The sequence below is a fragment of the Streptomyces sp. NPDC044719 genome (genome assembly GCF_056433405.1).
In genome coordinates, this window is record NZ_JBWKHE010000005.1 from 340105 (window position 1) to 366280 (window position 26176).

The window sequence follows — 26176 nt, forward strand, 5'->3', positions numbered from 1 at the left end:
GCGGCCATGAAGCCCAAATCCCACCAAAACGCCTCGCTGGACGAGCGGATCGCCGGCGCCCTGGTAGGAGCCGCTGTCGGCGACGCCCTCGGCGGCCCCGTCGAGGGCTACTCCCCCGAGCAGATCCTGGAACGCCACGGCGGCCGCGTCCACGGCGTCGTCGGCCCCTGGCACGGCGACGCCTGGCGCACGGCCCGCCCCCTCGCCCCGTACCACAAGGGCGACGGCCACGTCACCGACGACACCTTGATGACCCACGCCCTCGTCCGCGTCTACGCCCGGGTCCGCGACCACCTCGACGCCTACGCCGTCGCCGACCACCTGGTCCCCGACCTCATGACCGAGCCACGCTGGATCCCGGAACTGGAGACCGAGGCCCTCCCCCTCCAACGGATCTTCCTGGCGGAGAAATGGCTGGTGACGAGGATCCACTACGGCCATGCCGACCCGCGCGAGGCCGGCACCGGCAACGTCGTCAACTGCGGCGCGGCGATGTACACGGCCCCGGTCGGCCTGGTCAACGCGACCGGCCCCCGTGCCGCCTACGCCGAGGCCCTCGACATCGCGGGCGCGCACCAGTCGTCGTACGGCCGTGAGGCGGCGGGCGTCCTGGCCGCGGCGGTCGCGGCGGCGTGCACGCCCGGGGCGACCCCGGACTCGGTCATCACGACGTGCCTCTCCCTCGCGAAGGACGGCACTCGCACCGCCATCGAACGGGTCTGCGAGGAGGCCTCCCGGCACACGGACTTCGAGTCGGCGCTGCGCCCCCTGCGCGAGGCGGTGGCCCCCTACGACACCGTGGGCCCCGACTACCGGTCCCCCTCCCTAGGCGCCCGCCGCCCTTCCCGTCTGCACGCGATCGAGGAACTCCCCGTAGCCCTGGGCATGTTGCTCGTGGCGCAGGGCGACTACCGCCACGCGGTCCTCGGCTCGGTGAACTACGGCCGTGACTGCGACTCCATCGCCACGATGGCAGGGGCCATGGCCGGCGCCCTCGGCTCGCCGATCCCCCAGGACTGGTCCAAGACGGTCGCGGAGGCAAGCCGCCTGGACCTCTGGGAACCGGCTACGACCCTCACGGCCGTCACCCGCGAGATCTTCGCCCGGGACGTGTCCCGCCGCCGCGCCCACGAAGAGGCCTTCGCGTCCCTCGGAGGGCCGGAATGCTCCGACTGACCTGGGTCCAGCCGGAGGACCTGATCGGCCACGAACTCCGCCAGGCGTCCCAGGACGGCCGCGAGCCGAAGGCGATCGCGGCCCGCTGGCGAGCGGCAGGCGGCCCGGAGGCCCCGCTCACAGCAGGGGCGTCCCCGACTCCCGCGTCCCGCTACCTCCGCCGGTTGGCGAGAGACCTCCTGGACGAACTGGCGGACCTGCCGAGCAGCTTGACGGACGACGAACCAACGGACCTGGAGAAAGTCAGGTTGGCCTGCGCCAACTGGCCCGAGCCTGCGGGCAGTCGTGCCGCTGGGGCGGCACGGGTGGGCGCAGGCGGCACCCCGCCGGCGCGGGCGAGCGACCCAACCTCCGCCCCCGCCCCCACGCCGCAGCACCTCGAAGCCGCCTGGCTCGGCCGAGCCGCCGGCTGCCTCCTCGGCAAACCAGTGGAGAAACTCCCCCTGGAGGCCATCCGCCAACTGGCCCATTCAACAGGCAACTGGCCCCTCACCACCTACTTCACAGCCAAGGGCGTCCCCGAAGACCTCCTCGAGCAACACCCCTGGAACCGCCGCTCGGCAACCACCTCCCTCGCCGAGAACATCGACGGCATGCCCGAGGACGACGACCTCAACTACCCCCTCCTCAACCTCCTCGTCCTCCAACGCCACGGCAGCACCTTCACCACCACGGACGTGGCCCGCACCTGGCTCGACGAACTCCCCGCCGGCCGCACCTTCACCGCCGAGCGCATCGCCTACCGCAACCTCCTCTCCGGCCTGGAACCCCCGCACACCGCCCGCCACCGCAACCCGTTCCGCGAGTGGATCGGCGCCCTGATCCGCGCCGACGTCCACGGCTGGACCAACCCCGGCGACCCGGCCGCCGCCGCGGAACAGGCCCACCGCGACGCCACCCTCACCCACACCGCCAACGGCGTCTACGCGGCGATGTTCACGGCGGCCACCCTCGCGACGGCGGCGACAGGCGAACACGACATCCACACCTGCCTGCGCACCGGCCTCACCGTCGTCCCTCCCCGCTCCCGCCTCGCTCGAGCCGTCCAGCACGCCATCCGACTGGCCGCCGAACACGACGACTTCGACACCGTCGTCGACGAACTCCACGCCACCCACTCCCCCACGTACCACTGGGTGCACGCCGTCCCCAACACCGCCCTGATCGCCGCCGCCCTCACCCATGCGAACGGCGACTTCACGGGCTCCATCTGCCGTGCCGTGAGCGGCGGTTGGGACACCGACAGCAACGGCGCGACGGCCGGCAGCGTCGCCGGCCTGCTGGCAGGACACCCGGCGGCCCTCCCCGACCACTGGACGGCCCCGTTGAAGAACCGTCTCGCCACATCCATCGGCGACTTCGACGGCATCGGCTTCGACGCACTCGCCCACCTCACGCACCGGGAGACCCACCGCCCATGACCGCTGCCACGACCGCGCCCACGACCGCTCCCCTCACCGGCCTCCGCGTCCTCGACCTCGCCACCCTCTTCGCCGGCCCGCTCGCCGCCACCCTGCTCGGTGACTTCGGCGCCGAGGTCGTCAAGGTAGAGCACCCGGCGAAACCGGACCCCTCCCGCGGCCACGGACCGTCGAAGGACGGCGTCGGCCTGTGGTGGAAGATGCTCGGCCGCAACAAGCGCACCATCACCCTGGACCTGTCGAAACCGGGCGGCCGCACCACCCTCCTGCGCCTCGCCGCCACGGCCGACGTGATCATCGAGAACTTCCGCCCCGGCACCCTGGAGAAGTGGGACCTGGGCTGGCCGGAGCTGTCGGCCGCCAACCCCCGCCTGGTCCTCGCCCGCGTCACCGCCTTCGGCCAGTTCGGCCCGTACGCGCACCGCCCCGGCTTCGGCACGCTCGCCGAGGCGATGAGCGGCTTCGCCGCGATCACCGGCGAACCGGACGCGCCCCCGACCCTGCCCCCGTTCGGCCTGGCCGACTCCATCGCGGGCCTGACGACGGCGTACGCGGTGATGACCGCGCTGGCGGCACGCGGACGCACCGGGGCGGGCCAGGTCGTCGACATGGCCCTGATCGAACCGATCCTGGCCGCTCTCGGCCCCCAGCCCCTCTGGTACGACCAGCTCGGCCACGTCCAGCCCCGCACCGGCAACCGCTCCCCCAACAACGCCCCGCGCGGCGTCTACCGCACCTCGGACGGCACCTGGGTCGCCGTCTCGACATCGGCCCAGTCGGTCGCGGAGCGCGTGATGCACCTGGTGGGCCGCCCGGAACTGATCGACGAGCCGTGGTTCGCCACGGGCGCGGACCGGGCCCGGCACGCCGACCTCCTGGACGAGGCGGTCGGCTCCTGGATCGCCGCGCGCACCCGCACGGACGTCCTGGCGGCCTTCGAGAAGGCGGAGGCGGCGGTGGCCCCGGTCCAGGACGTCCGGGACGTGATGGCGGACCCGCAGTACCAGGCCCTGAACACCATCACCACGGTCGACGACCCGGAACTGGGCCCCCTGCGCATGCAGAACGTCCTCTTCCGCCTCTCCGCGACGCCCGGCGCGATCCGCTGGGCCGGCCGCCCGCACGGCGCCGACACGGACGAGGTCCTGACCGAGCTGGGCCTGTCCCCGGCCGACCTCACGGCGCTGCGCGCGGAGGGCGCCCTGTGACGGCGGCCTACCCGCTCACCTGGCTGTACGCCCCGGGCGACCGCCCACACGTGGTGGCGAAGGCCCTCGTCTCCGGCGCCGACATCGTCGTCGTCGACCTGGAGGACGCGGTCGCCCCGGACCGCAAGGCCTACGCCCGCGCCGCCACCGCCGACCTGCTCGGCGACCTGCCGGCGATCCCGGTGCACGTCCGCGTCAACGCCCTGGACACCCCGTGGGCCGCGCCGGACATCGCGGCCGTGTCCCGCGCTCCCGGCCTCTGCGCCCTGCGACTCCCCAAGATCACCTCACCCGTTGAGGTCGTCCGGATCGCCGAGCGCGCCGCCTCCCCTGGGCTGCCCCTTTACGCCCTCTTGGAGACGGCCCTCGGCGTGGAACAGGCGTACGCCGTCGCCGGCGCCCATCCGTCCCTGCGGGGCATCGCGCTCGGGGAGGCGGACCTGCGGGCCGACCTGGGCGTACGGGACGACGCTGGGCTGGACTGGTCCCGCTCCCGGGTGATCGTGGCCGCCCGGGCGGCAGGCCTGCCCCCGCCGGCGCAGTCGGTCCACCCGGACGTCAGCGACCTGGAGGGCCTGGCCGCCTCCTGCGCCCACGGCCGTGCCCTCGGTTTCCTGGGCCGGGCCGCGATCCACCCCCGTCAGCTGCCGGTCATCGAACGTGCCTATCTGCCGACCGAGGGGGAGATCGAGCAGGCGGAGACGATCATCAAGGCCGCGGCGACGCAGCAGGGCGCCCAGACTCTCCCGGACGGGAGCTTCGTCGACGCGGCGGTGGTGACCGCGGCCCAGCGCACGCTGTCCCTGGCCCGCCGCCGCTGAATGACTGAGGGCGCCCGGAATCCTCCGGGCGCCCTCAGTCACGCGTACCTGCTGCAGACGGTCAGGTCTTCTTCGCGGACCCGGCCCCGTCCTTGGCCTCGTCGTCCTTGGCCTCGTCCTCGGCCTCGTCGTCCTTGCCGGCGTCATCGGCCTTCTCGCCACCGCCGGCCTCACCACCGGAGGCCTCCGCACCGGGTTCCACGACCTCTTCCCGGCCGGGGCTCTTCTTCGCCGAGATCACCAGGTAGGCGACGGCGAGCAGGAAGACGAAGATCGCGGTCCACACGTTCAGCCGGAGACCCAGGATGTGGTGGGCGTCGTCGACACGCATGTACTCGATCCATCCGCGCCCCGCGCAGTACGCGGCGACGTACAGCGCGAACGCCCGCCCGTGGCCGAGCCGGAAGCGGCGGTCGGCCCAGATGACCAGGACCGCGACGCCGATGCACCACAGCGACTCGTACAGGAACGTCGGGTGGTAGGTGCCCGGCACCCGCCCGTCCGCCGAGGACGTGATCTCCAGGGCCCACGGCAGGTCGGTCGGCTTGCCGTAGAGCTCCTGATTGAACCAGTTGCCCCAGCGGCCGATGGCCTGCGCGAGGGCGATACCGGGGGCGACGGCGTCGGCGTAGGCCGGCATCGGGATGCCCCGGCGGCGGCAGCCGATCCACGCGCCCAGCGCACCCAGCGCGATCGCGCCCCAGATGCCGAGACCGCCCTCCCAGATCTTGAAGGCGTCCACCCAGTCACGGCCCTCGCTGAAGTACAGCTCGTAGTCCGTGATCACGTGGTAGAGCCGACCGCCGACCAGGCCGAAGGGCACGGCCCAGACCGCGATGTCGGCCACCGTGCCGGCCCGCCCGCCCCGGGCGATCCAGCGCTTGTTGCCGAGCCAGACGGCAACGAAGACGCCGATGATGATGCAGAACGCGTAGCCGCGCAGCGGAATGGGGCCGAGGTACAGCACCCCGCGCGACGGGCTGGGAATGAAGGCAAGTTCCATGGCAAGGTCGACGCTACCCTGCCGCACCGGGCCCACGGCAGGCAGCCCGGCTACGGGTCCATAACGGGGGCGTGAGAAAAGCCTTTACGCCTTGTTCGCCTCCAGCACCATCTTCTTCAGCTTCGCCGGGGTCATCGCCCGGTCCTGGTAGATGTTCTCGCCCTTGAACAGCACGGTCGGCGTGCCCGAGAAGCCGCCCTTGTCGAAGGCCTGGTGGGACTTGGCGATCCAGCCGTTGTGCGTGCCGTCCTGCACGCACTTGCGGAAGGCGGGGGTGTCCAGGCCGCCGACCTTGCCGGCCAGCTCGATCAGCTTGTCGTTGTCGGCGTAGGCGTCGTCGACCTCGGAGGGCTGGTTGTCGAAGAGCACGTCGTGGTACGCGGGGTACTTCCCGGCGTCCTGGGCGCAGGCCGCGGCGTTGGCCGCGTTGCGGGAGCCGGTGCCGCCCATGTTGCCGTCGATGAGGGTGACCAGGTGGTACTCCACCTTCAGCTCGCCGGCCTCGGTCAGCTCGTGGATCACCGGCCGGTACGTCGTCTCGAAGGACTTGCAGGCCGGGCAGCGGAAGTCCTCCCACACCGTGAGCGTGGACTTGGCGCTGTCCTTGCCGACCGGGACGGCGAGGCCGTCCTTGCCCTGTGCTCCCGAGGGAGCCACGACCGGGCCCGACGCCTCGCTGTCGTCCTCCTTGCCGGCGTTGGCGGCGACGACGCCGATCACCGCCGCGAGACCCAGGACGGCGACGACGGCCCCGCCCACGATCAGCGCGCGCCGGCGCTTGTCCGCGGACTTCTGCTTCTCGCGCTCGACCGCCAGCTTCTCCCGGGCGGTGCGCTTTCCCTCACGGTTCTTCTCGCTCACACCCCGGAAACGAACCGGGGAGGCGCACCGCGCCTCCCCAGCCCCAGGTCCACCCGTACGAGGGACCGGTATGACTTCCCGGTTTCTTACGCCTGTCCGCGCACGCCCTTCGCGAGGTCACCGGCGAGCGCCCGGACCGCCTCGACACCGGCCGCGTCGTCCGGCGCGTCCAGCATGGCCTTGACGAACGCCGAGCCGACGATCACGCCGTCGGCGAAGCGGGCGACCTCGGCCGCCTGGGTGGCGTTGGAGACGCCGAGCCCCATGCAGACCGGCAGGCCGGTGCCGGTGGCGCGGGTGCGTTCCACCAGGTTCTCGGCCTGCGAGCTGACAGTCGCGCGGGTGCCGGTGACGCCCATGAGGGAAGCGGCGTAGACGAAGCCGCTGCCCGCGGCGGTGATGTCCGCGAGCCGCTCGTCCTTGCTGCTGGGGGCGACGACGAAGACCGTGGCGAGCCCGTGCTTCTCCGCGTGCTCCCTCCACAGCGCCGACTCCTGCACGGGCAGGTCGGGCAGGATGCACCCGGCGCCGCCCGCCTCGGCGAGCTCGGCCGTGAACCGCTCGACGCCGTAGCGGTCGATGGGGTTCCAGTACGTCATGACCAGGATGGGCTTGCCGGTGGCCCGGTGGGCCTCGCGGACGGTGCGCATCACGTCGGCGATCTTGACGCCGCCGCGCAGGGCGATGTCGTCGGCGGTCTGGATGACGGGACCGTCGAGGACGGGGTCGCTGTGCGGCAGACCGACCTCCACGACGTCGGCGCCGCCGTCGATGACGGCCTTGATCGCCTCGATGCCCCCGTCCACGGTCGGGAACCCGGCCGGGAGGTAGGCGATGAGGGCGGAGCGCCCCTCGGACTTCGCCGCGGCGAGAGTGTCCGTCAACAGCTGGATGTTGCCGCTCACTTGGCGTCCCCCTCGATCTCGGCGGTGCCGGAGGCGTCCTCGGCCACCTCGGCGTCGGTGTCGTACAGGCCGAAGTAGCGCGCGGCGGTGTCCATGTCCTTGTCGCCGCGGCCGGACAGGTTGACCACGATCAGCCCGTCCTTGCCCAGCTCCTTGCCGACCTCCAGGGCACCGGCCAGCGCGTGGGCGCTCTCGATGGCCGGGATGATGCCCTCGGTACGGGACAGCAGACGCAGGGCCTGCATGGCCGCGTCGTCCGTGACCGCGCGGTACTCGCCGCGGCCGGAGTCCTTGAGGTGGGAGTGCTCGGGGCCGATGCCCGGGTAGTCCAGACCGGCCGAGATCGAGTACGGCTCGGTGATCTGGCCCTCCTCGTCCTGGAGGACGTAGGAGCGCGAGCCGTGCAGGATGCCGGGCTCGCCGGCGGTGAGGGTGGCCGCGTGCTCGCCGGTCTCGACGCCGTGGCCCGCCGGCTCGCAGCCGATGAGGCGTACGTCCGTGTCCGGGATGAAGGCGTGGAAGAGGCCGATGGCGTTGGAGCCGCCGCCGACGCAGGCGACGGCCGCGTCGGGGAGGCGCCCGGCGCGCTCCAGGAGCTGGCGGCGGGTCTCGACGCCGATGACCCGGTGGAAGTCGCGGACCATGGCCGGGAAGGGGTGCGGGCCGGCGACCGTACCGAAGAGGTAGTGCGTGTGGTCGACGTTGGCGACCCAGTCGCGGAAGGCCTCGTTGATGGCGTCCTTGAGCGTGCGGCTGCCGGACTTCACGGCGATGACCTCGGCGCCGAGCATGCGCATGCGGGCGACGTTGAGGGCCTGGCGCTGGGTGTCGATCTCGCCCATGTAGATCGTGCACTCGAGGCCGAAGAGCGCGCACGCGGTGGCCGTGGCGACGCCGTGCTGGCCGGCGCCCGTCTCGGCGATGACGCGGGTCTTGCCCATGCGCTTGGTGAGCAGGGCCTGGCCGAGCACGTTGTTGATCTTGTGGGAGCCGGTGTGGTTGAGGTCTTCCCGCTTCAGGAAGATCCGTGCGCCGCCCGCGTGCTCGGCGAAGCGGGGGACCTCGGTGAGCGCCGAGGGGCGGCCGGTGTAGTTGACCAGGAGGTCGTCGAGTTCCTTGGCGAACTCGGGGTCGTGCTTGGCCTTGTCGTACTCGACGGCCACTTCGTCGACTGCGGCGACGAGGGCCTCGGGGATGAACTTGCCGCCGAACGCCCCGAAGTAGCCTTCGGGGCTGGGGGTTTGACCCTCAGGGTCGGGGATGAAGAACTGGCTGGGCATGCGGAAACCTTCACGGTGAGTGTGTGGGTGTGCACTATTCGCCGTGGGGGCAAGGGTCTCAGTCGGCTGCGGGCCCGCTGTGGCCGTTCGCGCAGTTCCCCGCGCCCCCAGAAACAGGGCGCTGCTGCCATCGCATGCCATTCACCTGGCCCGGCTCGTCACCGATGACGTAGCGCACGCGGCGGCCGTGGACCCGGCGGGCCGGGGCGCGGCAGCCGCGGGGGCGGCAGCCGCGCGCGAGGCGGGCGTACCGGTCCACGGTCGTCATGGTGAGAGTCATCGGGGCAAGCCTAGCGGGTGATCAGCTCCGGCCGTGCCGGAGTGCGGGGTGTTCGCCCGCCGCCACCAGGTCGGAGACCGCCGTCTTGGGGTCCTTGCCGGTGACGAGGGACTCGCCGACCAGGACCGCGTCGGCGCCGGCGTTGGCGTAGGCGATGAGGTCGTGCGGGCCGCGGACGCCGGACTCGGCGATCTTGATGATGTGGTCGGGGATCTCGGGGGCCACGCGCTCGAAGGTGCCGCGGTCGACCTCGAGGGTCTTGAGGTTGCGCGCGTTGACGCCGATCACGCGGGCACCCGCGTCGACCGCCCGCTCGACCTCGTCCTCGTCGTGCACCTCGACCAGCGGCGTGAGCCCGATGGACTCGGCGCGCTCGATGAGGGACTCCAGGGCGGGCTGTTCGAGGGCCGCGACGATCAGCAGGACGACGTCGGCGCCGTAGGCCCTGGCCTCCCAGAGCTGGTACGACGTGACGATGAAGTCCTTGCGCAGGACCGGGATGTCGACACGGGCACGGACCGCCTCGAGGTCGGCGAGCGAGCCGCCGAAGCGCCGCTGTTCCGTCAGCACCGAGATGACGGCCGCGCCGCCCGCCTCGTAGTCGGCGGCGAGCCCGGCCGGGTCCGCGATCGCGGCCAGCGCGCCCTTGGACGGGCTGGAGCGCTTGACCTCGCAGATGACCTTGACGCCGTCGCCGCGGAGCGCCGCCGCGCCGTCCTTGGCCGCGGGAGCCTTCGCCGCGCGCTCCTTGAGCTCGTCGAGGCTGACGCGCGCCTGCCGCTCCGCGAGGTCGGCACGGACTCCGTCGATGATCTCGTCGAGCACACTCACGCGAGCGGCCCCCTTCCTGACGGTTGACAGTTCCAGCGACCAGTCGAAAACCGATGGTCACTGCGATGGTATCCGCAGCGGGGCGTAGGCCTCGCATCCGGTTGACGCCGGTCCCAGTACCTGGACGTCTGCCCGTTGATCAAGGGTGGAGCCAGCCACCGAAGGGCAGGTTTCGGACAACGCTGAAGACCAGCAGCAACGCGCCGAGGCTCCACACCTGCGCCGGCCGGGGTTCGATCCGCAAGGGACGCCCGCGGACCGCGTGGACCACCCATACGGTCCACAGTACGGCGAAGCCCAGATAACCGAGGACGGCGAGCGCGTTGTCCTGGAGCGCCGCCGCGAGGTCGCCGTGGACGAAGGCGTGCGCGCTGCGCAGTCCCCCGCAGCCGGGGCAGTACAGGCCGGTGTAGTGCAGCAGCGGGCAGACGGGGTAGTGGCCGGGTTCGTTGGGGTCCACCGTGCCCACGTAGGCGAAGGCGGCGGCGACGGCCGCGAGCACCCCGGCGGGGGCGGCCAGGCGGCTCGGGACGCGGCGCGTCACCCTTCGGCTGTCGGTGTTCACGGTACGCATTGTGCCCCGCACGCGCGTGAGGGGCGGTCCCGGCACCCGAGTGCCGACCGCCCCTCACGCGCCGACGCGGTGTTCCGGGGTTCAGCCCTCGGCGCGGGCCGGCTCGCGGTCGCCCGTCATCGCGTGCGGCTGGTGCAGGTCCTTGGGCTGGCCCATGCCCATCGCCCGCATGGCCGCGCCGACGACACCGCCGAGCAGCACGACGACCATGCCCGCCCAGAAGCCCAGCGGCTGGTCCAACACCATGAACGCGCCCGCGACGCAGAAACCGATGAAGGCGATCGTGACACCGGTCCAGGCGGCCGGGGTGTGACCGTGGCTGCTGCCCGCCATTGCTTGCTCCTCGTTGCTGTGTGCGTGTCTGAGCAGGACGCTCGCGCCCATTGTCCCGCACGGGCGCGCGTCCGGTGAGCGGGGGTGCTCCCTCCGCTTCCCCGTGCCCCGCCCGCGTGCGGCGTTACGCGCCGGTGGGGTCCTCGCCCCGGTCGAGTGCCTTCCACAGGTCCTCGGGCCGGTCGGGGTCGACGGCGGGGGCCTTGCGGCGCGGCCGGGGCGTTCCGTCCCGCTCGTAGCGGCCGGACATCGCGGGCCACAGCCGGCCGTAGCGCAGGGCGAGCAGTCCGGCCAGCAGGAGCAGGACGCCGCCGACTGCCGCGACATAGGGCCAGGCGGTGTGGCTGAGGGCCGCCACGGAGGCGGAGGTGTCGCCGGAGGCCTCGGCGGCCTTCTCGTCCAGTGCGGAGCTGTCGGAGGCGCCGAGCAGGGCGGCGGCGACGGTGCCCGCGCCGGAGAGCGCCAGCAGGGCGGCCACCACCACGCGTCCGCCGCGGCGGACGGCGAAGACGGCGACGAGCGCGGCGAGGCCCACGACGGCGAGCGCCGCGGGCACGCCCGTGACGTCGCTGCCCGTGGCGGTCAGGGGGAAGGCGCCACCGGCCACCGTCGCGGTGCCCTCCGACCAGCTCTGCCGGGTGGCGAGCAGCGCCACGGCCGCGCCGAGCGCGCCGCACAGCAGTGCGACGGCGAGGCTCAGGCGGCCGGCCCGGGCGGATCCGGAGGCTTGGGAACGTGGGTGCGGTACAGCAGTCACGTACCCCACTATCGCCTGAACCCCGGGCGAACCGTCACCCGGGGTTCATCTCAGGCCTTTCCCAGCCGGTTCGCCGTGTGGACGGCCCGCAGGACCGCCGCCGCCTTGTTGCGGCACTCGGTGTCCTCGGCGACCGGGTCGGAGTCGGCGACGATGCCGGCGCCCGCCTGGACGTACGCGGTGCCGTCGCGCAGCAGGGCCGTGCGGATGGCGATGGCGGTGTCGGAGTCGCCCGCGAAGTCGAGATAGCCGACGCAGCCGCCGTACAGCCCGCGCCGGGACGGTTCGAGTTCGTCGATGATCTGCATGGCGCGGGGCTTCGGGGCGCCGGAGAGGGTGCCGGCCGGGAAGCAGGCGGTGAGGACGTCGAAGGCCGTGCGGCCCGGGGCGACGCGGCCCGTCACCGTCGAGACGATGTGCATGACGTGCGAGTACTTCTCGATGGACATGAAGTCGACGACCTCGACCGAGCCGGGCTCGCAGACCCGCCCCAGGTCGTTGCGGCCCAGGTCGACGAGCATGAGGTGCTCGGCGCGCTCCTTGGGGTCGGCGAGGAGTTCGTCGGCGAGGGCCTGGTCCTCCTGCGGGGTGGCGCCACGCCAGCGGGTCCCGGCGATGGGGTGGACCATGGCCTGCCCGTCCTCGACCTTGACCAGGGCCTCGGGGGACGAGCCGGCGACGTCGAACCCGTCGAAGCGGAACAGGTACATGTACGGCGACGGGTTGGTCGCCCTGAGGACCCGGTAGACGTCCAGCGCGCTCGCCGTGCACGGCGTCTCGAAGCGCTGGGAGGGCACCACCTGGAAGGCCTCGCCGGCCCGGATACGCTCCTTGATGTCCTCGACGGCCTCCTGGAAGTCGGGGCCGCCCCAGAGCGCGGAGTACTCGGGGAGCTCGGAGGGCGGCAGGACGGCGGGGGGCTGGGCCACCGCGCGCGAGAGGTCCGCCTCCATGGCGTCCAGACGGGCGATCGCGTCCGCGTACGCCTCGTCGACGCCGGTGTCGAGGTCGTTGTGGTTGATCGCGTTGGCGATCAGCAGGACCGAGCCCTCCCAGTGGTCCATGACCGCGAGGTCGCTGGTGAGGAGCATGGTCAGCTCGGGCAGCTTCAGGTCGTCGCGCTCGCCGGGGCCGATCTTCTCCAGGCGGCGGACGATGTCGTAGCCGAGGTAGCCGACCATGCCGCCGGTGAAGGGCGGCATGCCCTCCTGGTGCGGGGTGTGCAGGGCCTCGATGGTGGCGCGCAGGGCGGCGAGCGGGTCGCCGTCGGTGGGGACGCCGACGGGCGGGGTGCCGAGCCAGTGCGCCTGTCCGTCGCGTGTGGTCAGCGTGGCGGCGCTGCGGACTCCGACGAACGAGTACCGGGACCAGGAGCGGCCGTTCTCGGCGGACTCCAGCAGGAAGGTGCCGGGGCGCTCGGCGGCGAGCTTGCGGTAGAGCGCGACCGGGGTGTCGCCGTCGGCCAGGAGCTTGCGGGTGACCGGGATGACCCGCCGGTCGGTGGCGAGCTTGCGGAACGTCTCGAGGTCCATGGCGGCTGACCTTACTGATCCGCGGCGGCGGCGTCCGAACCGCCGTCCTTGAGCAGCACGTCCTCGTCGAAGCAGGTGCGGGCTCCGGTGTGGCAGGCGGCGCCGACCTGGTCGACCTTGACGAGCACGGTGTCGGCGTCGCAGTCCAGGGCGACGGACCTGACCCACTGGAAGTGGCCGGAGGTGTCGCCCTTGACCCAGTACTCCTGGCGGCTGCGGGACCAGTACGTGCAGCGGCCGGTGGTCAGGGTGCGATGCAGTGCCTCGTCGTCCATCCAGCCGAGCATCAGCACCTCTCCGGTGTCGTACTGCTGGGCGATGGCGGGCAGGAGGCCGTCGGCGCTGCGCTTGAGGCGCGCGGCGATCTCCGGGTCGAGGCGGCTGGTCGGCCGGGGGGACGTGCTGGTCATGTCGTCCATTGTGCCGCGCGCCACTGACAGGCTGGGTGGAGTGTCCGCTGTGCGGACCTGACGGGCGGTCGTAGGCTTGCCGCATGTCGACCCATGCCAAGCGTGAACGACTTCTCCTCGCCGATCTGTTGGAGACCGCGGGCCCGGACGCGCCCACCCTGTGCGAGGGCTGGACGACCCGGGACCTCGCCGCGCACGTGGTGGTGCGCGAGCGCCGCCCGGACGCCGCCGGCGGGATACTGATCAAGCAGCTCGCGTCCCGCCTGGACCGGGTGATGGCCGAGTACACCGACAAGCCGTACGAGGAGCTGATCCAGCTGATCCGTACGGGCCCCCCGCGCTTCTCGCCCTTCTCCCTCAAGCCGGTCGACGAGATGTCGAACATCATCGAGTTCTACGTCCACACGGAGGACGTCCGGCGCGCCCAGCCCGACTGGTCCGCGCGCGAGCTCGACGCGGTCTTCCAGGACGCCCTGTGGTCCCGTCTGGAACGCACCGCCCGGCTGATGGGCCGCGGCGTCCCGACGGGCCTGGTCCTGCGCCGCCCCGACGGCCAGACGACGGTCGCCCAGCGCGGCACACCGGTGGTCACGGTGACCGGCGAGCCGTCCGAGCTGGTCCTGTTCTCCTACGGCCGGCAGAGCGCGGCCAAGGTCGACCTGGACGGCGACGAGAACGCGATCGCCAAGCTGCACGAGACGAAGCAGCTCGGAATCTGACCCGCCGGGAGGGGCTCTTACGCGGCCTCCCGGCTCACTTCCACTTGGCGGGCCGCTGGTACAGGGCCCCCCGGGTGGCGTCGGGGACCACCGGCGGGAGCTGGCAGGCGCGCAGGGCCGTTTCGTTGATGTTGAAGTGGCCGACACCGGTGAAGTTGGCGCTGGGAGACATGTTTCCCGGGGGCAGGGCGAGATAGATCGCTCTGTTCGGATCAACGCGGCGGGCCGACTCGACGGCCGGTACCAGGTCGGTGTCCGCGGAGATGATCAGGGCCACGTCAGAGGCCCTCAGCGCGCTGTCCTCGACCAGCCGCGCCCCGATGGCGACGTCGGTCGCCTTCTCCTCATAGGTGCGGTAGACCCGCGAGGGAGCGCAGGCGCACTGCCAGCCGGTGCGGCACCGGCCGCAGCGCGGGCGCTTCTCGGTGAAGCGCCCCAGCGTGATGTCCACCTCTCCCGGGTTGTGGGCGGCCAGGGCATCGAGGTACACGCGCTGGTTCTGTGCGGCCGAGGGCTCGGCGCGGACCATGGCCGTGAAGTAGCGGACCTTGACCAGCGTGTCATTCGGTCTCAGCCGCCTGACCAGGGCGGCCAGGTCCAGCCAGTAGTAGCGGTGGCCGTATTTGGCCCGCATTCCGTAATAGAGGTTGAAGCCGTCGACGTAGGCGATGACGGTGCTCACGAGTCTCTCCCGGCCAGGCATGCCGCCTGCTAACGTGAAGTCATACAAGGTCGGCGCATGCCGACAGGAACGGCCCCGGCAACGGGGCCGTTTTTTTGATGCGGGTGCGGCCCTGCCTAGTCGCCGGCGGTCGCCGGCTCGGGCAGGTGGCGGACCCGGTGGTAGGCGGCGTTCGCGGGGTCGTGAAGTGCCGCGTACACGGCGTACGCGGACTGCTTTGGCCCGTTGATCGTGTAGTTGCCGCGCGGTGTCTGGGTGAGCACGGTGCCCAGCCAGTGGTCGCCCTTGCGCCAGTCGACCGGCCGCAGGCTTTCCAGCAGTGCCTCACGGCGCGTGTCGCGTTCCTCGGGCGGGGCGGTCAGCAGGGCCCGGCCCATCGCTCCGACCGCGGCGAGGACCGTGCCGGTGCCCGCGACGCATCCCTCGCGGTCCGTGAGTTCCGCGCCGAAGGCCTCCGAATAGGCCGTCAGCCAGTCACGGGCCACGGCTTCGAGATCCTCGAGGTCGACCCTGTCGACGGGTGCGGGCTTGGCGCCGAACTGCACGCCCGCGATGCCGTGCGCCATGTTGATGACGCACTGCCGCAGATCCTGCAGCTTGATCACCTTGGAACTGTTCTTCTTGATCTGGCGGGCGATCCGTTCGACCCGGCCGCTGAAGAAGGGCACCTCGTCCGAGATCCGGCCCACGACGGCCATCACCGGGTCGGTGGTGTCCATGGACAGGGCGATGGTGGAGTTGACCCGGACGCCGAGCACGTTCAGGTCATGGAAGAACTTCCGGGCCTGCATGTGCGGCCGGTCGTCGTGCACCACGGCGCTCAGGTAGGAGGTGGCGTGCTGTTCCTTCACGTCCTGACCGAGGGTCAGGTCCTGCTGAAGGTGATAGTGGCTCGCCAGCTGCGTCTCCCCGTCGATGGCGATCAGCTTCAGGCCGTAGGGCACGCAGAGGTAGTGCTGCACCACACCGCTCTCGGCGAACTGGTGGACGGACAGGGCCCGTTCGGTCCACAAGTGCATGGGAGGGAGCACCCCGTGCTCCTCCCCCATCACGCGGCGCCGGATGTACGCCGCGTACTTGGGAATGTTCGACTTCTTGCCCAGCTCCAGGCCGCGCTGGACCAACGAGTGCAGTTCGACGTCGTCCTCCGTGACGTCCGAGGGGCGCAGTTTCGCACCCGGCTGGAGGACCGCGGGGTCGTGGGTGACCGCGCGCAACTGCTGGAACTGCACCTGGATGTGCGTGGTCCGCTCGTCGATCGGCATGCAGCGGATGAACGTACCCGCCGCCGGGTTGAACCCGTCGGTGCTCAGCGTTGCCACAACCCCACCCATTTCTTCAGCACCATCGCTGATGGTCCATCAGGGTAGGGCGTGACTCGAGCTCGGCGCAGGGTTTTCTCGAGATTGGTGACTATTCGCCTCGAGAAGGTACTACCTCACCGGATACGACGCTCGACGCAGGACTTCCTTCACCTGGCCGATCCGCAGGTCCCCGAAGTGGAACACCGAGGCGGCCAGCACCGCGTCCGCGCCGGCCTCGACGGCCGGGGGGAAGTCGGTCAGCTTGCCGGCGCCGCCGGAGGCGATGACGGGGACGGTCACGTGTTTGCGTACGGCCCGGATCATCTCCAGGTCGTAGCCGTCCTTCGTGCCGTCCGCGTCCATCGAGTTGAGCAGGATCTCGCCCGCGCCCAGCTCGGCGGCCCGGTGCGCCCACTCGACGGCGTCGATGCCGGTGCCCTTCCGGCCGCCGTGGGTGGTGACCTCGAAGGAGCCCGACTCGGTGCGGCGCGCGTCGACCGACAGGACCAGCACCTGCCGGCCGAAGCGCTCGGCGATCTCGCGGATCAGCTCGGGGCGGGCGATCGCCGCCGTGTTGACGCCGACCTTGTCCGCGCCCGCGCGCAGCAGCTTGTCCACGTCCTCGGCGGTGCGGACGCCGCCGCCGACCGTCAGCGGGATGAAGACCTGCTCGGCGGTGCGGCGCACCACGTCGTACGTCGTCTCGCGGTTGCCCGACGAGGCGGTGATGTCCAGGAACGTCAGCTCGTCGGCGCCCTCGGCGTCGTAGACCTTGGCCATCTCGACGGGGTCGCCGGCGTCGCGCAGGTTCTGGAAGTTGACGCCCTTGACGACCCGGCCGTTGTCCACGTCCAGGCAGGGGATGACTCGGACCGCCAGGGTCATGAATCGTGCTCCTCTAGTGTTCCTTTGAAGGTGTCCCTCTGAATGCTTCCACTTCCACCGACACCAGGACCCGGGAGTCGATGAAACCCTCCACGACCAGCAGGGTCGTGACCGGCCGGACGGCGTCGAACAGTTCCTTGTGGGCCCGACCCACGGCGTCGACGTCCCGTGCGTGGGCCAGATACACCCGGGTGCGGATCACGGAATCTGCCGTGAGCCCGAACTCGGCGATCGCCTCAAGGGCGGTGGTGAAGGCCACCTTGGCCTGCTCGTACGGGTCGCCCTCGCCGTAGAGCACATCGCCCTTGAAGGCGGTCGTGCCCGCGACCAGCACCCGGTCGCCCGCCTGAACGGCACGTGCAAAACCGAAGGACTCTTCCCAGGGACTTCCGCTCTGCACGCGCCGAGTGGTCATGACGACACAGCCTCCAAGGCCTCTTCCAGGGTGAACGCCTTCGCGTACAGCGCCTTCCCTACGATCGCGCCCTCGACACCGAGGGGGACGAGCTCGGCGATGGCCCGCAGGTCGTCCAGCGAGGACACGCCGCCCGAGGCCACGACGGGGCGATCGGTGGCGGCGCACACATTGCGCAGCAGCTCCAGGTTCGGGCCCTGGAGCGTGCCGTCCTTGGCGATGTCCGTGACGACGTACCGGGCGCAGCCCTCCTTGTCGAGGCGCGCCAGCGTCTCGTAGAGGTCACCGCCGTCGCGGGTCCAGCCCCGGCCGCGCAGGGTCGTGCCGCGTACGTCGAGGCCGACGGCGATCTGGTCGCCGTGCTCGGCGATGACCTTGGCGACCCACTCGGGGGTCTCCAGGGCGGCCGTGCCGAGGTTCACGCGCTTGCAGCCGGTGGCCAGGGCGGCGGCGAGGGTGTCGTCGTCGCGGATGCCGCCGGACAGCTCCACCTTGATGTCCATGGCCTGCGCGACCTCGGCGATCAGCTCGCGGTTGTTCCCCGTGCCGAACGCGGCGTCCAGGTCGACCAGGTGCAGCCACTCGGCGCCGGAGCGCTGCCACGCCAGGGCGGCCTCCAGCGGGGAGCCGTAGGAGGTCTCCGAGCCGGACTCGCCGTGCACCAGGCGGACCGCCTGGCCGTCACGGACGTCGACGGCGGGGAGGAGTTCGAGCTTCGAAGCCATCTCAGAGGGTTCCGATCCAGTTGTTCAGCAGCTGCGCTCCGGCGTCGCCGGACTTCTCGGGGTGGAACTGCGTGGCCCACAGGGCGCCGTTCTCGACGGCCGCGACGAACGGCTTGCCGTGGGTCGACCAGGTGATCTTGGGGGGCTCTATGGCCGGGTTGTGCGTCTCCAGCGACCAGTCGTGGACGGCGTAGGAGTGCACGAAGTAGAAGCGGGCGTCCGCCTCCAGGCCGGCGAACAGCCGCGAGCCGGCCGCGGCCTCCACGGTGTTCCAGCCCATGTGGGGCACGACGTCGGCCTGGAGCGGCTCGACCGAGCCGGGCCACTCGTCGAGGCCGTCGGTCTCCACGCCGTGCTCGATGCCGCGCGCGAAGAGGATCTGCATGCCGACGCAGATGCCCATGACCGGGCGGCCGCCGGACAGCCTGCGGTCGACGATCCAGTCGCCGCGCGCCTCACGCAGCCCCTTCATGCAGGAGGCGAAGGCGCCGACGCCCGGAACGAGCAGCCCGTCGGCGTTCATGGCCTTGTCGTAGTCACGCGTGATCTCGACCTCGGCTCCCGCGCGCGCGAGCGCACGCTCGGCGGAGCGGACGTTGCCGAAGCCGTAGTCGAAGACCACTACCTTCTTCTGGGGGGCGCTCAATTCCACACCTCCAGCCGCAGCACACCGGCCACGAGGCACATCGCGGCGCCGATCGAGAGCAGCACGATCAGGCCCTTGGGCATCTGCTGCTTGACGAAGGAGTAGATCCCGCCGGCGAGGAACAGGCCGACGACGATCAGCAGGGTCGAGATGCCGTTCACAGGGCGCCCTTCGTGGAGGGGAGGATGCCGGCCGCGCGGGGGTCACGCTCGGACGCGTAGCGCAGGGCCCGGGCCAGCGCCTTGAACTGGCACTCCACGATGTGGTGCGCGTTGCGCCCGTAGGGCACGTGCACGTGCAGCGCGATCTGGGCCTGGGCCACGAAGGACTCCAGGATGTGCCGCGTCATCGTGGTGTCGTACTCGCCGATCATCGGCGCCATCTTCTCGGGCTCGGTGTGCACGAGGTAGGGGCGGCCGGAGAGGTCGACGGTGACCTGCGCGAGGGACTCGTCCAGCGGGACCGTGCAGTTGCCGAAGCGGTAGATCCCCACCTTGTCGCCGAGGGCCTGCTTGAAGGCGGCGCCGAGCGCGAGGGCGGTGTCCTCGATGGTGTGGTGCGAGTCGATGTGCAGATCGCCCTCGGTCTTCACGGTCAGGTCGAACAGACCGTGCCGGCCGAGCTGGTCGAGCATGTGGTCGTAGAAGCCGACGCCGGTGGAGATCTCCGTCTTGCCGGTGCCGTCGAGGTCTATCTCGACGAGGACCGTGGTCTCCTTGGTCGTCCGCTCCACGCGTCCGGTGCGGCTCATTGACTCTGCTCCTTCTTCAGTGCGCGAACCGCGTCGAGGAACGCGTCGTTCTCTTCGGGGGTTCCGGCTGACACCCGCAGCCACCCGGGGATGCCGTTGTCCCGGACCAGAACGCCCTGGTCGAGGATCTTCTGCCAGGCCGTGTGCGCGTCCTCGAACCTGCCGAACTGCACGAAGTTGGCATCGGACTCGACGACGTCGTAGCCGGCCGCGCGCAGTTCGCGCACCAGCCGGTCCCGCTCGGCCTTGAGCTGATCGACGTAGCCCAGCAGCGTTCCGGTGTGCTCCAGGGCGGCCAGGGCGGTCGCCTGGGTAACGGCCGACAGGTGGTAGGGCAGCCGGACGAGCTGGACGGCGTCCACCACGGCCGGGTGCGCGGCGAGGTAACCGAGGCGCAGGCCCGCCGCGCCGAACGCCTTCGACATCGTGCGCGAGACGACGAGGTTCGGGCGGCCCTCGATCAGCGGCAGCAGCGAGTCGCCGTGGCTGAACTCGATGTACGCCTCGTCCACCACGACCATCGACGGCTTGGCCGCCTGCGCCGCCTCGTACAGCGCGAGGACCGTCTCGGGCGGGACCGCGTTGCCGGTCGGATTGTTGGGGGTGGTGATGAAGACGACGTCGGGCCGGTGCTCGGCGATCGCCTTCTCGGCGGCCTCCGGGTCGACCGTGAAGTCCTCGTTGCGGGGACCGGAGATCCAGCCCGTGCCGGTGCCGCGCGAGATGAGCGCGTGCATCGAGTACGACGGCTCGAAGCCGATCGCAATACGGCCCGGCCCGCCGAAGGTCTGCAGCAGTTGCTGGATGACCTCGTTGGAGCCGTTGGCCGCCCAGACGTTGGCCAGGCCGACCTCGTGGCCGGAGGTGTCCGTCAGGTACTCGGCGAGCTTGGTGCGCAGCTCGACCGCGTCCCGGTCCGGGTAGCGGTTGAGGTTCCGGGCCGCCTCACGCACCCGCTCGGCGATCCGCTCGACCAGCGGCTCGGGCAGCGGGTAGGGGTTCTCGTTGGTGTTCAGCCGTACGGGGACGTCCAGCTGGGGCGCGCCGTAGGGGGACTTGCCGCGCAGCTCGTCCCGTACGGGAAGATCGTCGATACGTACGTCGCTCACTTGCTCTCGGGTACCTTCCAACCGAACCTTGCCTTGATCGCCGCACCGTGTGCCGGCAGGTCCTCCGCCTCCGCCAGCGTCACCACGTGGTGCGCGACCTCGGCCAGCGCGTCCTGCGTGTAGTCGACGATGTGGATGCCGCGCAGGAAGGACTGGACGGACAGGCCCGAGGAGTGGCAGGCGCAGCCGCCGGTGGGCAGGACGTGGTTGGAGCCGGCCGCGTAGTCGCCGAGGGAGACGGGGGCCCAGGGGCCGATGAAGATCGCGCCGGCGTTGCGGACCCGGTCGGCCACCGCCGCGGCGTCGGCCGTCTGGATCTCCAGGTGCTCGGCGCCGTAGGCGTCGACCACCCGCAGGCCCTCGTCGATGCCGTCGACCAGCACGATCGCGGACTGCTTGCCGGACAGGGCCGGGACGATCCGGTCGTCGACGTGCCGGGTGGCCGCGACCTGCGGCTCCAGCTCCTTCTCCACGGCGTCCGCGAGCTCGACGGAGTCCGTGACGAGCACGGCGGCGGCCAGCGGGTCGTGCTCGGCCTGGCTGATCAGGTCGGAGGCGACGTGCACCGGGTCGGCCGTGTCGTCGGCGAGGACCGCGATCTCGGTCGGGCCGGCCTCGGCGTCGATGCCGATCTTGCCGGTGAAGTAGCGCTTGGCGGCGGCGACCCAGATGTTGCCGGGGCCGGTGACCATGTTGGCGGGCGCGCAGGACTCGGTGCCGTAGGCGAACATCGCGACGGCCGTGGCACCGCCGGCCGCGTACACCTCGTCGACGCCGAGCAGCGCGCAGGCGGCGAGGATGGTGGGGTGCGGCAGACCGCCGAACTCGGCCTGGGCGGGTGAGGCGAGCGCGATGGAGTCGACGCCGGCCTCCTGCGCGGGCACCACGTTCATGATCACGGAGGACGGGTAGACGGAGCGGCCGCCGGGCGCGTACAGCCCGACCCGGTCGACCGGCACCCACTTCTCGGTCACGGAGCCGCCAGGAACGACCTGGGTGGTGTGCGTGTCGCGGCGCTGCGCGCGGTGGACGATCCGGGCGCGGCGGATGGACTCCTCCAGGGCCGCGCGCACAGCCGGGTCGAGCTCCTCCAGCGCGCGGGTGAGCGCGGGGGCCGGTACCCGCACCTGGTCGAGCCTGACGCCGTCGAACCGCTCGGCGAAGTCGATCAGCGCCGCGTCGCCCCGATGATGCACGTCCTCGCAGATCGGACGCACCTTCTCCAGGGCGGCCGCTACGTCGAATTCGGCTCGGGGCAGCAGGTCACGCAGGGCGGTGCCCTCGGGGAGGGCGTCGCCGCGCAGATCGATTCGGGAGATCACGTGCTCAATTCTCTCAGACCTGGGTCAGGCGTCGTCCGCGCGTATCAATGGCTGATACAGAACGGTGCGGAAGCCGGAAGATCCCCTTCACGTTTTGCGTTCGGGGCGTCACCCAGCGGGCATGAACAGTTGTACGAAGAAACCAACCCGCGAGTACCCGGGGAGGAAGGGAACGACGTGACCGAGGGGGCCGGCGTGCGCGCCGGGGATGTGCCCGAAGACCTGACCGCGGTCGAGGCCGGCATGTGGCAGGCCTTCCGCGACGGCAGTGTGTACGACCTGAGCAGCGGTGATCCGCTGGTGGACGATCCGCACGGCGGCCGGCCGTGGGGCGAGGAGCGGACCGTGCGGGCCCGGGTCGTCTGCTGGCTGCTGCTCGACGGCCCGCCCGCCCTGGCCGGCCGGGTGTCGGCGCTGAAGCTGGCCGGCATCCGGATCAGCGGCTCACTCGACCTCGCCGGCGGCACCGTGGTGCCGTACGTCGAGATGCGCCAGTGCCGGTTCGAGCAGGACGTGCTGCTGCCGGAGGCCCGCTTCACGACCCTGCGGATGGTGGACTGCTCGGTGCCGCGCCTCGAGGCGGCCCGGGTGCACACCGAAGGCGATCTGCATATGCCGCGCTGCCGTTTTCACCGCGGCATCCGGATCACGGACGCGCAGATCGGCACGGACCTGATGCTCAACCAGTCGATCGTGCACCGGGACCGCAGCGGCCGGTCGATCGCCGCGGACGGCCTGACCGTCGGCCAGGACTTACAGGCCGAGCTGCTGGAGTCGCACGGCGAGCTGAGCCTGCGCGCCGCCACCATCGGTGTCTCGCTGAGCCTGCGCGGCGCGCGGCTGGCCAACCCCTACGCGCGGCTCGCGCTGAACGCCCCGCAGCTGACCGTCGAGCGCAGCCTGTATCTGACCCCGGCGGGGGTCGGCGCCCAGGCGATGAGCGGGATGACCCCGGCGCGCGGCACACGGATCCAGCGGTTCGAGTGCGAGGGCGGGATCCGGCTCGACGACGGGCGGTTCGGCGACGCCGTCGACTTCGAGCGGGCCCGGCTCGCCCTCACCGAGGACCAGGAGCTGTCGCTGCGCCGGGTGCAGACACCCGAGCTGCGGTTCCTCGGGGAGCATCCGGCGCGCGGGCGGGTGGTGCTGTCGGGGGCGAAGGTCATCAACCTGATGGACCGGGCGGACGCCTGGCCCGGCCCGGGGCGGCTGCACATGGGCGGCTTCGCCTACGAGAACCTCGTGCCGCGCGGCCCGTTCCCGCTGGCCGAGCGGCTGGACTGGGTGGCGGCGGCGACGGCCGAGTACAACCCGGAGCCGTACGAGCGTCTCGCGGCCGTGCTGCGGGCCGGCGGGGAGGACGAGGACGCCCGTGAGGTGCTGCTCGCCAAGCAGCGCCGGCACCGCGAGAGCCTGCCGCCGGCGGCCAAGCTGTGGGGCTATGTGCAGGACTGGACGGTCGCCTACGGGTACCGGCCGGGCCGGGCCGCGGTGTGGATGGCGGTGCTGTGGGCGGCGGGCTCGTTCGCCTTCGCGCAGGCCGGCCATCCGCCGCTGAAGCGGGGCGAGCACCCGGAGTGGAGTCCGGCGCTCTTCACGCTCGATCTGCTGCTGCCGGTCATCGACCTGGGCCAGGTGGGTTTCTGGCAGCTGCGCGGTGGCTGGCAGTGGCTGGCGACCGCGATGATCCTGCTGGGCTGGATCCTGGCGACGACGGTGGCGGCGGGGGCCACACGGTTGCTGCGACGCAATTGATGTTGCTGGTGTGACCACAGTGGTTGAACTGTCACACCTTTACCTTCTCTTGACCATCGGGCGTACAACTTTCGGCGAGTTCCCCGAACGATCTGGCGCCGCTGTGACCAGCGGTCTTTCAATGGTCGACACCATGGCTCTGCAGCTCCCGTTCATCCGCGCGAGCCGGATGACAAGGACCGCCCCCCACCTCGTCGGCGGGCCGTGCGCCGACGACGAGGTGCTGCTCGACGCGCCCGACGCGCGGCTGAGTCCGGCACTGGTCGCCGCCGCCCGCGGCGATCACGGACCGGCCGCCGGGCTGCTCCACGCCACCCGCGCGGCGGCCGAGTGGGAGCGACGCGACCGGTACGTGACCCGGCTGGCCGCCTTCGCGCACTCGCGCCCCGAATGGCTGGACGCCTGGCTCGCCACCGCCCCGCACGACCCCGACGCGCTGCTGGTCGGGGCCCAGCTGGCGGTGGACCGCGCCTGGCTCTCGCCGGCCCGCACCGAGCTGCTGCGCGAGGTGAGCCCGCTGCTCACGGCCGCGGCCCGGGGCGACCAGCGGGACCCGGTGCCGTGGCGGCTCGCGCTCGACCACGCGCGGGGCGCGCAGGCCGGGCACAAGTACTTCGAGGAACTGTGGGCGGCGGCCGTACGCCGGTCTCCGCACCACTACGGCTCTCATGTGGCGGCCCTGCGCTATCTGGCCGCCTACTGGCACGGTTCGCACCAGGAGTGCTTCGACTTCGCCGACCGGGCCGCACAGGACGCGCCCGCCGACGCGCTCGCCCAGGCACTCCCGTTGCGGGCGGCCTTCGGCTACCTGACCGACGGCTGCGGACCCGAGGTGCCGCGCGAGCGGCTGGACGCGGCCGCCGACCGGGCGATCGCGCTGTCCCCGCTGCTGCCGGCGGCCGACCCCTGGCCCGCCCGGATGCGGAACCTGCTGATCTTCGTCCTGGTGTGCCTGGAGCGCCGGCAGGACGCCGCCGAGCAGCTGCGGCTGAACGGCCCGTACGCCACCTCGTTCCCCTGGGACCAGGTGTCGGACGACCCGCTCGGGCACTTCATTCGGGTACGCGACGAGGTCCGGACCGCGACGGCAGGTCAGCCGCCCTGGCATCCACGGAGTGAACGGGGCGGACGAGTCCGCTCCGGCGACCATTAGGCTTTTGCGTCGTGACCACCGTCCGGCTCCCCCTCTTCCCCCTGAACTCGGTGCTGTTCCCGGGGCTCGTGCTCCCGCTCAACGTCTTCGAGGAGCGGTATCGCGCCATGATGCGCGAGCTGCTGAAGACCCCGGAGGACGAGCCGCGCCGGTTCGCCGTCGTGGCGATCCGCGACGGCCACGAGGTGGCCCCGAGCGCACCCGGCATGCCCGACCCGACAGCCCTGCCCGAACGGGGTCCCCTGGCCGGATTCGGCGCGGACCCGGTCAAGGCGTTCCACAAAGTGGGCTGTGTGGCGGACGCGGCGACGATCCGGGAGCGGACCGACGGCTCCTTCGAAGTGCTGGCGACCGGCACCTCCCGGGTGCGGCTGCTGTCCGTCGACGCGTCCGGCCCCTTTCTCACGGCCGAGCTGGAGACGCTGCCCGAGGAGCCCGGCGACGAGGCCGCGCCGCTGGCGGAGGGCGTGCTGCGGTCCTTCCGCCAGTACCAGAAGCGGCTGGCCGGGGCGCGGGAACGCTCCCTGGCGACCGGTGCCGAGCTGCCCGACGAACCGGGCGTGGTGTCGTATCTGGTGGCGGCGGCGATGATGCTGGACACCCCGTCCAAGCAACGCCTGCTCCAGGCCCCCGACACGGCGTCCCGCCTGCGCGACGAGCTGAAACTCCTTCGCTCGGAGACGGCCATCATCCGTAATCTGCCGTCGTTGCCGGCGTCAGAACTGACGCGCGGCCCGATGAGCCTCAACTGAAGCGGACCGGCATGGCGAAGAAGTCGAAGAAGCAACAGCAGCCGGGGGGCACGCCCGCCACGGTCGCGCTCACGACGGCGGGCGTGGACTTCACCGTCCACTCCTACGAGCACGATCCCGCCCACCCCTCCTACGGCGAAGAGGCGGCCGAGGCGATGGGCGTCTCACCGGACCGGGTGTTCAAGACCCTGGTGGCGGACGTCGACGGCGCGTTGACGGTGGCCGTGGTCCCGGTGGCGGGCCAACTGGACCTCAAGGCCCTGGCGGCAGCGGTCGGCGGCAAACGCGCCACGATGGCCGACCCGACCCTGGCGGAACGCACCACGGGTTACGTCCGCGGCGGCATCTCACCGCTGGGCCAGCGCAAGAAACTCCCGACGGTCCTCGACGAGTCGGCGTCGTCCCACCCGACGATCTGCGTCTCGGCGGGCCGGAGGGGCCTGGAGGTGGAACTGTCACCGGAGACCCTGGCCAAACTGACGGAGGCGATCCTGGCGCCCATCGGGCGTGTGACCGCCTAGCCGCTCAGCTGCGGGCATGCGTGCCGCTAGGGGCGGCACGGGTGG

At 71.6% G+C, this 26176-nt stretch carries 30 protein-coding genes; 9 read left to right on the top strand and 21 right to left on the bottom strand.

The annotated features are described in order from the left end of the window. Positions 1 to 6: 6 nt before the first annotated feature. Genes AC07DF_RS21700 through AC07DF_RS21715 form a run of 4 tightly spaced genes read left to right on the top strand, consistent with a single transcriptional unit; the run spans position 7 to position 4626 of the window. Positions 7 to 1176: an ADP-ribosylglycohydrolase family protein gene (locus AC07DF_RS21700; RefSeq protein WP_478973604.1), complete on the top strand. Its 1170-nt coding sequence runs from the start codon at positions 7 to 9 to the stop codon at positions 1174 to 1176. Next, the gene (locus AC07DF_RS21705) at positions 1164 to 2597 is read left to right on the top strand and encodes an ADP-ribosylglycohydrolase family protein (protein WP_478973607.1); all 1434 of its coding nucleotides are present in this window, start codon (positions 1164 to 1166) and stop codon (positions 2595 to 2597) included. The genes AC07DF_RS21700 and AC07DF_RS21705 overlap by 13 nt, the downstream gene beginning before the upstream one ends. Next, positions 2594 to 3805, top strand: a complete 1212-nt coding sequence (locus AC07DF_RS21710) for a CaiB/BaiF CoA transferase family protein (protein WP_478973610.1) — start codon at positions 2594 to 2596, stop codon at positions 3803 to 3805. The genes AC07DF_RS21705 and AC07DF_RS21710 overlap by 4 nt, the downstream gene beginning before the upstream one ends. Continuing rightward, positions 3802 to 4626 carry an HpcH/HpaI aldolase/citrate lyase family protein gene (locus AC07DF_RS21715; RefSeq protein WP_478973613.1) on the top strand — a complete coding sequence of 275 codons (825 nt, stop codon included), beginning with the start codon at positions 3802 to 3804 and terminating at the stop codon, positions 4624 to 4626. Before AC07DF_RS21710 ends, AC07DF_RS21715 begins: the two co-directional genes overlap by 4 nt. Before the next feature lie 61 nt (positions 4627 to 4687). Here the strand turns inward: AC07DF_RS21715 and lgt are convergent, their stop codons facing one another. From lgt to hisI, 11 genes are all read right to left on the bottom strand, one after another. After that, positions 4688 to 5629, bottom strand: a complete 942-nt coding sequence (gene lgt, locus AC07DF_RS21720; protein WP_478973616.1) for a prolipoprotein diacylglyceryl transferase — start codon at positions 5627 to 5629, stop codon at positions 4688 to 4690. A gap of 84 nt (positions 5630 to 5713) precedes the next feature. Next, positions 5714 to 6490 carry a DsbA family protein gene (locus AC07DF_RS21725; protein WP_478973619.1) on the bottom strand — a complete coding sequence of 259 codons (777 nt, stop codon included), beginning with the start codon at positions 6488 to 6490 and terminating at the stop codon, positions 5714 to 5716. Positions 6491 to 6576: 86 nt separating this feature from the next. Further along, complete coding sequence (trpA, locus tag AC07DF_RS21730) at positions 6577 to 7395, bottom strand: tryptophan synthase subunit alpha (RefSeq protein ID WP_478973622.1); 819 nt, start codon at positions 7393 to 7395, stop codon at positions 6577 to 6579. Continuing rightward, a complete protein-coding gene (gene trpB, locus AC07DF_RS21735) occupies positions 7392 to 8675 on the bottom strand; it encodes a tryptophan synthase subunit beta (RefSeq protein ID WP_478973625.1) in 1284 nt (427 codons plus the stop codon). The genes trpA and trpB overlap by 4 nt, the downstream gene beginning before the upstream one ends. 58 nt (positions 8676 to 8733) lie before the next feature. Continuing rightward, positions 8734 to 8955, bottom strand: a complete 222-nt coding sequence (gene trpM / locus AC07DF_RS21740) for a tryptophan biosynthesis modulator TrpM (RefSeq protein WP_478973628.1) — start codon at positions 8953 to 8955, stop codon at positions 8734 to 8736. Between the two features lie 21 nt (positions 8956 to 8976). Further along, the gene (gene trpC, locus AC07DF_RS21745) at positions 8977 to 9786 is read right to left on the bottom strand and encodes an indole-3-glycerol phosphate synthase TrpC (RefSeq protein ID WP_454360234.1); all 810 of its coding nucleotides are present in this window, start codon (positions 9784 to 9786) and stop codon (positions 8977 to 8979) included. A gap of 139 nt (positions 9787 to 9925) precedes the next feature. Further along, a complete protein-coding gene (locus AC07DF_RS21750) occupies positions 9926 to 10360 on the bottom strand; it encodes a DUF2752 domain-containing protein (protein ID WP_478973633.1) in 435 nt (144 codons plus the stop codon). Between the two features lie 81 nt (positions 10361 to 10441). After that, positions 10442 to 10693 carry an HGxxPAAW family protein gene (locus AC07DF_RS21755; protein WP_215122074.1) on the bottom strand — a complete coding sequence of 84 codons (252 nt, stop codon included), beginning with the start codon at positions 10691 to 10693 and terminating at the stop codon, positions 10442 to 10444. A 124-nt stretch (positions 10694 to 10817) separates the two neighbouring features. Beyond that, complete coding sequence (locus AC07DF_RS21760; RefSeq protein WP_478973638.1) at positions 10818 to 11459, bottom strand: TIGR02234 family membrane protein; 642 nt, start codon at positions 11457 to 11459, stop codon at positions 10818 to 10820. A 41-nt stretch (positions 11460 to 11500) separates the two neighbouring features. Further along, complete coding sequence (locus AC07DF_RS21765) at positions 11501 to 12982, bottom strand: anthranilate synthase component I (protein ID WP_478973641.1); 1482 nt, start codon at positions 12980 to 12982, stop codon at positions 11501 to 11503. A gap of 11 nt (positions 12983 to 12993) precedes the next feature. Next, a complete protein-coding gene (gene hisI / locus AC07DF_RS21770) occupies positions 12994 to 13392 on the bottom strand; it encodes a phosphoribosyl-AMP cyclohydrolase (protein ID WP_478973644.1) in 399 nt (132 codons plus the stop codon). Positions 13393 to 13475: 83 nt separating this feature from the next. Here hisI and AC07DF_RS21775 point away from each other — a divergent pair, with 83 nt between their 5' ends. Beyond that, positions 13476 to 14111, top strand: coding sequence for a TIGR03085 family metal-binding protein (locus AC07DF_RS21775; RefSeq protein ID WP_478973647.1), 636 nt, complete (start codon positions 13476 to 13478; stop codon positions 14109 to 14111). Positions 14112 to 14145: 34 nt separating this feature from the next. Here AC07DF_RS21775 and AC07DF_RS21780 read toward each other — a convergent pair whose 3' ends face one another. The 10 genes from AC07DF_RS21780 to hisD form a co-directional block, all read right to left on the bottom strand. Beyond that, positions 14146 to 14793: an NYN domain-containing protein gene (locus AC07DF_RS21780; protein ID WP_478973649.1), complete on the bottom strand. Its 648-nt coding sequence runs from the start codon at positions 14791 to 14793 to the stop codon at positions 14146 to 14148. Positions 14794 to 14909: 116 nt separating this feature from the next. Then, positions 14910 to 16115 carry a DNA sulfur modification protein DndB gene (locus AC07DF_RS21785; RefSeq protein WP_478973652.1) on the bottom strand — a complete coding sequence of 402 codons (1206 nt, stop codon included), beginning with the start codon at positions 16113 to 16115 and terminating at the stop codon, positions 14910 to 14912. A 111-nt stretch (positions 16116 to 16226) separates the two neighbouring features. Then, the gene (hisF, locus tag AC07DF_RS21790; protein WP_478973655.1) at positions 16227 to 16982 is read right to left on the bottom strand and encodes an imidazole glycerol phosphate synthase subunit HisF; all 756 of its coding nucleotides are present in this window, start codon (positions 16980 to 16982) and stop codon (positions 16227 to 16229) included. A gap of 13 nt (positions 16983 to 16995) precedes the next feature. Continuing rightward, positions 16996 to 17397, bottom strand: coding sequence for a RidA family protein (locus AC07DF_RS21795; protein WP_478973658.1), 402 nt, complete (start codon positions 17395 to 17397; stop codon positions 16996 to 16998). Continuing rightward, positions 17394 to 18122: a bifunctional 1-(5-phosphoribosyl)-5-((5-phosphoribosylamino)methylideneamino)imidazole-4-carboxamide isomerase/phosphoribosylanthranilate isomerase PriA gene (gene priA / locus AC07DF_RS21800; RefSeq protein WP_478973661.1), complete on the bottom strand. Its 729-nt coding sequence runs from the start codon at positions 18120 to 18122 to the stop codon at positions 17394 to 17396. Before priA ends, AC07DF_RS21795 begins: the two co-directional genes overlap by 4 nt. A gap of 1 nt (position 18123) precedes the next feature. Continuing rightward, positions 18124 to 18768, bottom strand: a complete 645-nt coding sequence (gene hisH / locus AC07DF_RS21805) for an imidazole glycerol phosphate synthase subunit HisH (RefSeq protein ID WP_478973664.1) — start codon at positions 18766 to 18768, stop codon at positions 18124 to 18126. Continuing rightward, positions 18765 to 18929: a hypothetical protein gene (locus tag AC07DF_RS21810; protein ID WP_478973667.1), complete on the bottom strand. Its 165-nt coding sequence runs from the start codon at positions 18927 to 18929 to the stop codon at positions 18765 to 18767. Before AC07DF_RS21810 ends, hisH begins: the two co-directional genes overlap by 4 nt. Further along, the gene (gene hisB, locus AC07DF_RS21815) at positions 18926 to 19519 is read right to left on the bottom strand and encodes an imidazoleglycerol-phosphate dehydratase HisB (protein ID WP_030248649.1); all 594 of its coding nucleotides are present in this window, start codon (positions 19517 to 19519) and stop codon (positions 18926 to 18928) included. The genes AC07DF_RS21810 and hisB overlap by 4 nt, the downstream gene beginning before the upstream one ends. Then, on the bottom strand, positions 19516 to 20628 hold the full coding sequence (locus tag AC07DF_RS21820) for a histidinol-phosphate transaminase (protein WP_478973670.1): 1113 nt from the start codon (positions 20626 to 20628) through the stop codon (positions 19516 to 19518). Before AC07DF_RS21820 ends, hisB begins: the two co-directional genes overlap by 4 nt. Further along, positions 20625 to 21950 (bottom strand): histidinol dehydrogenase, encoded by a 1326-nt coding sequence (gene hisD, locus AC07DF_RS21825; RefSeq protein ID WP_478973673.1) that lies wholly within the window; start codon positions 21948 to 21950, stop codon positions 20625 to 20627. Before hisD ends, AC07DF_RS21820 begins: the two co-directional genes overlap by 4 nt. Positions 21951 to 22127: 177 nt before the next feature. Between hisD and AC07DF_RS21830 the strand changes: the two genes are divergently transcribed. The 4 genes from AC07DF_RS21830 (at position 22128) to ybaK (ending at position 26131) form a co-directional block, all read left to right on the top strand. After that, positions 22128 to 23705: an oxidoreductase gene (locus AC07DF_RS21830; protein ID WP_478973676.1), complete on the top strand. Its 1578-nt coding sequence runs from the start codon at positions 22128 to 22130 to the stop codon at positions 23703 to 23705. Positions 23706 to 23826: 121 nt separating this feature from the next. Further along, positions 23827 to 24858, top strand: a complete 1032-nt coding sequence (locus tag AC07DF_RS21835; RefSeq protein WP_478973679.1) for a hypothetical protein — start codon at positions 23827 to 23829, stop codon at positions 24856 to 24858. A gap of 11 nt (positions 24859 to 24869) precedes the next feature. After that, positions 24870 to 25610: an LON peptidase substrate-binding domain-containing protein gene (locus AC07DF_RS21840; RefSeq protein WP_193480559.1), complete on the top strand. Its 741-nt coding sequence runs from the start codon at positions 24870 to 24872 to the stop codon at positions 25608 to 25610. An 11-nt stretch (positions 25611 to 25621) separates the two neighbouring features. Further along, positions 25622 to 26131: a Cys-tRNA(Pro) deacylase gene (ybaK, locus tag AC07DF_RS21845; RefSeq protein WP_478973682.1), complete on the top strand. Its 510-nt coding sequence runs from the start codon at positions 25622 to 25624 to the stop codon at positions 26129 to 26131. Positions 26132 to 26176 lie beyond the last annotated feature (45 nt).

Excerpts from the sequence above, each read along its gene's own strand:
- AC07DF_RS21700 (WP_478973604.1), top strand. The coding sequence starts at position 7 with ATGAAGCCCAAATCCCACCAAAACGCCTCGCTGGACGAGCGGATCGCC.
- AC07DF_RS21705 (WP_478973607.1), top strand. The coding sequence starts at position 1,164 with ATGCTCCGACTGACCTGGGTCCAGCCGGAGGACCTGATCGGCCACGAA.
- AC07DF_RS21710 (WP_478973610.1), top strand. The coding sequence starts at position 2,594 with ATGACCGCTGCCACGACCGCGCCCACGACCGCTCCCCTCACCGGCCTC.
- lgt (WP_478973616.1), bottom strand. The coding sequence starts at position 5,629 with ATGGAACTTGCCTTCATTCCCAGCCCGTCGCGCGGGGTGCTGTACCTC.
- trpB (WP_478973625.1), bottom strand. The coding sequence starts at position 8,675 with ATGCCCAGCCAGTTCTTCATCCCCGACCCTGAGGGTCAAACCCCCAGC.
- trpM (WP_478973628.1), bottom strand. The coding sequence starts at position 8,955 with ATGACTCTCACCATGACGACCGTGGACCGGTACGCCCGCCTCGCGCGC.
- AC07DF_RS21750 (WP_478973633.1), bottom strand. The coding sequence starts at position 10,360 with ATGCGTACCGTGAACACCGACAGCCGAAGGGTGACGCGCCGCGTCCCG.
- AC07DF_RS21755 (WP_215122074.1), bottom strand. The coding sequence starts at position 10,693 with ATGGCGGGCAGCAGCCACGGTCACACCCCGGCCGCCTGGACCGGTGTC.
- AC07DF_RS21765 (WP_478973641.1), bottom strand. The coding sequence starts at position 12,982 with ATGGACCTCGAGACGTTCCGCAAGCTCGCCACCGACCGGCGGGTCATC.
- hisI (WP_478973644.1), bottom strand. The coding sequence starts at position 13,392 with ATGACCAGCACGTCCCCCCGGCCGACCAGCCGCCTCGACCCGGAGATC.
- AC07DF_RS21775 (WP_478973647.1), top strand. The coding sequence starts at position 13,476 with ATGTCGACCCATGCCAAGCGTGAACGACTTCTCCTCGCCGATCTGTTG.
- hisF (WP_478973655.1), bottom strand. The coding sequence starts at position 16,982 with ATGACCCTGGCGGTCCGAGTCATCCCCTGCCTGGACGTGGACAACGGC.
- AC07DF_RS21795 (WP_478973658.1), bottom strand. The coding sequence starts at position 17,397 with ATGACCACTCGGCGCGTGCAGAGCGGAAGTCCCTGGGAAGAGTCCTTC.
- priA (WP_478973661.1), bottom strand. The coding sequence starts at position 18,122 with ATGGCTTCGAAGCTCGAACTCCTCCCCGCCGTCGACGTCCGTGACGGC.
- hisB (WP_030248649.1), bottom strand. The coding sequence starts at position 19,519 with ATGAGCCGCACCGGACGCGTGGAGCGGACGACCAAGGAGACCACGGTC.
- AC07DF_RS21835 (WP_478973679.1), top strand. The coding sequence starts at position 23,827 with ATGGTCGACACCATGGCTCTGCAGCTCCCGTTCATCCGCGCGAGCCGG.
- ybaK (WP_478973682.1), top strand. The coding sequence starts at position 25,622 with ATGGCGAAGAAGTCGAAGAAGCAACAGCAGCCGGGGGGCACGCCCGCC.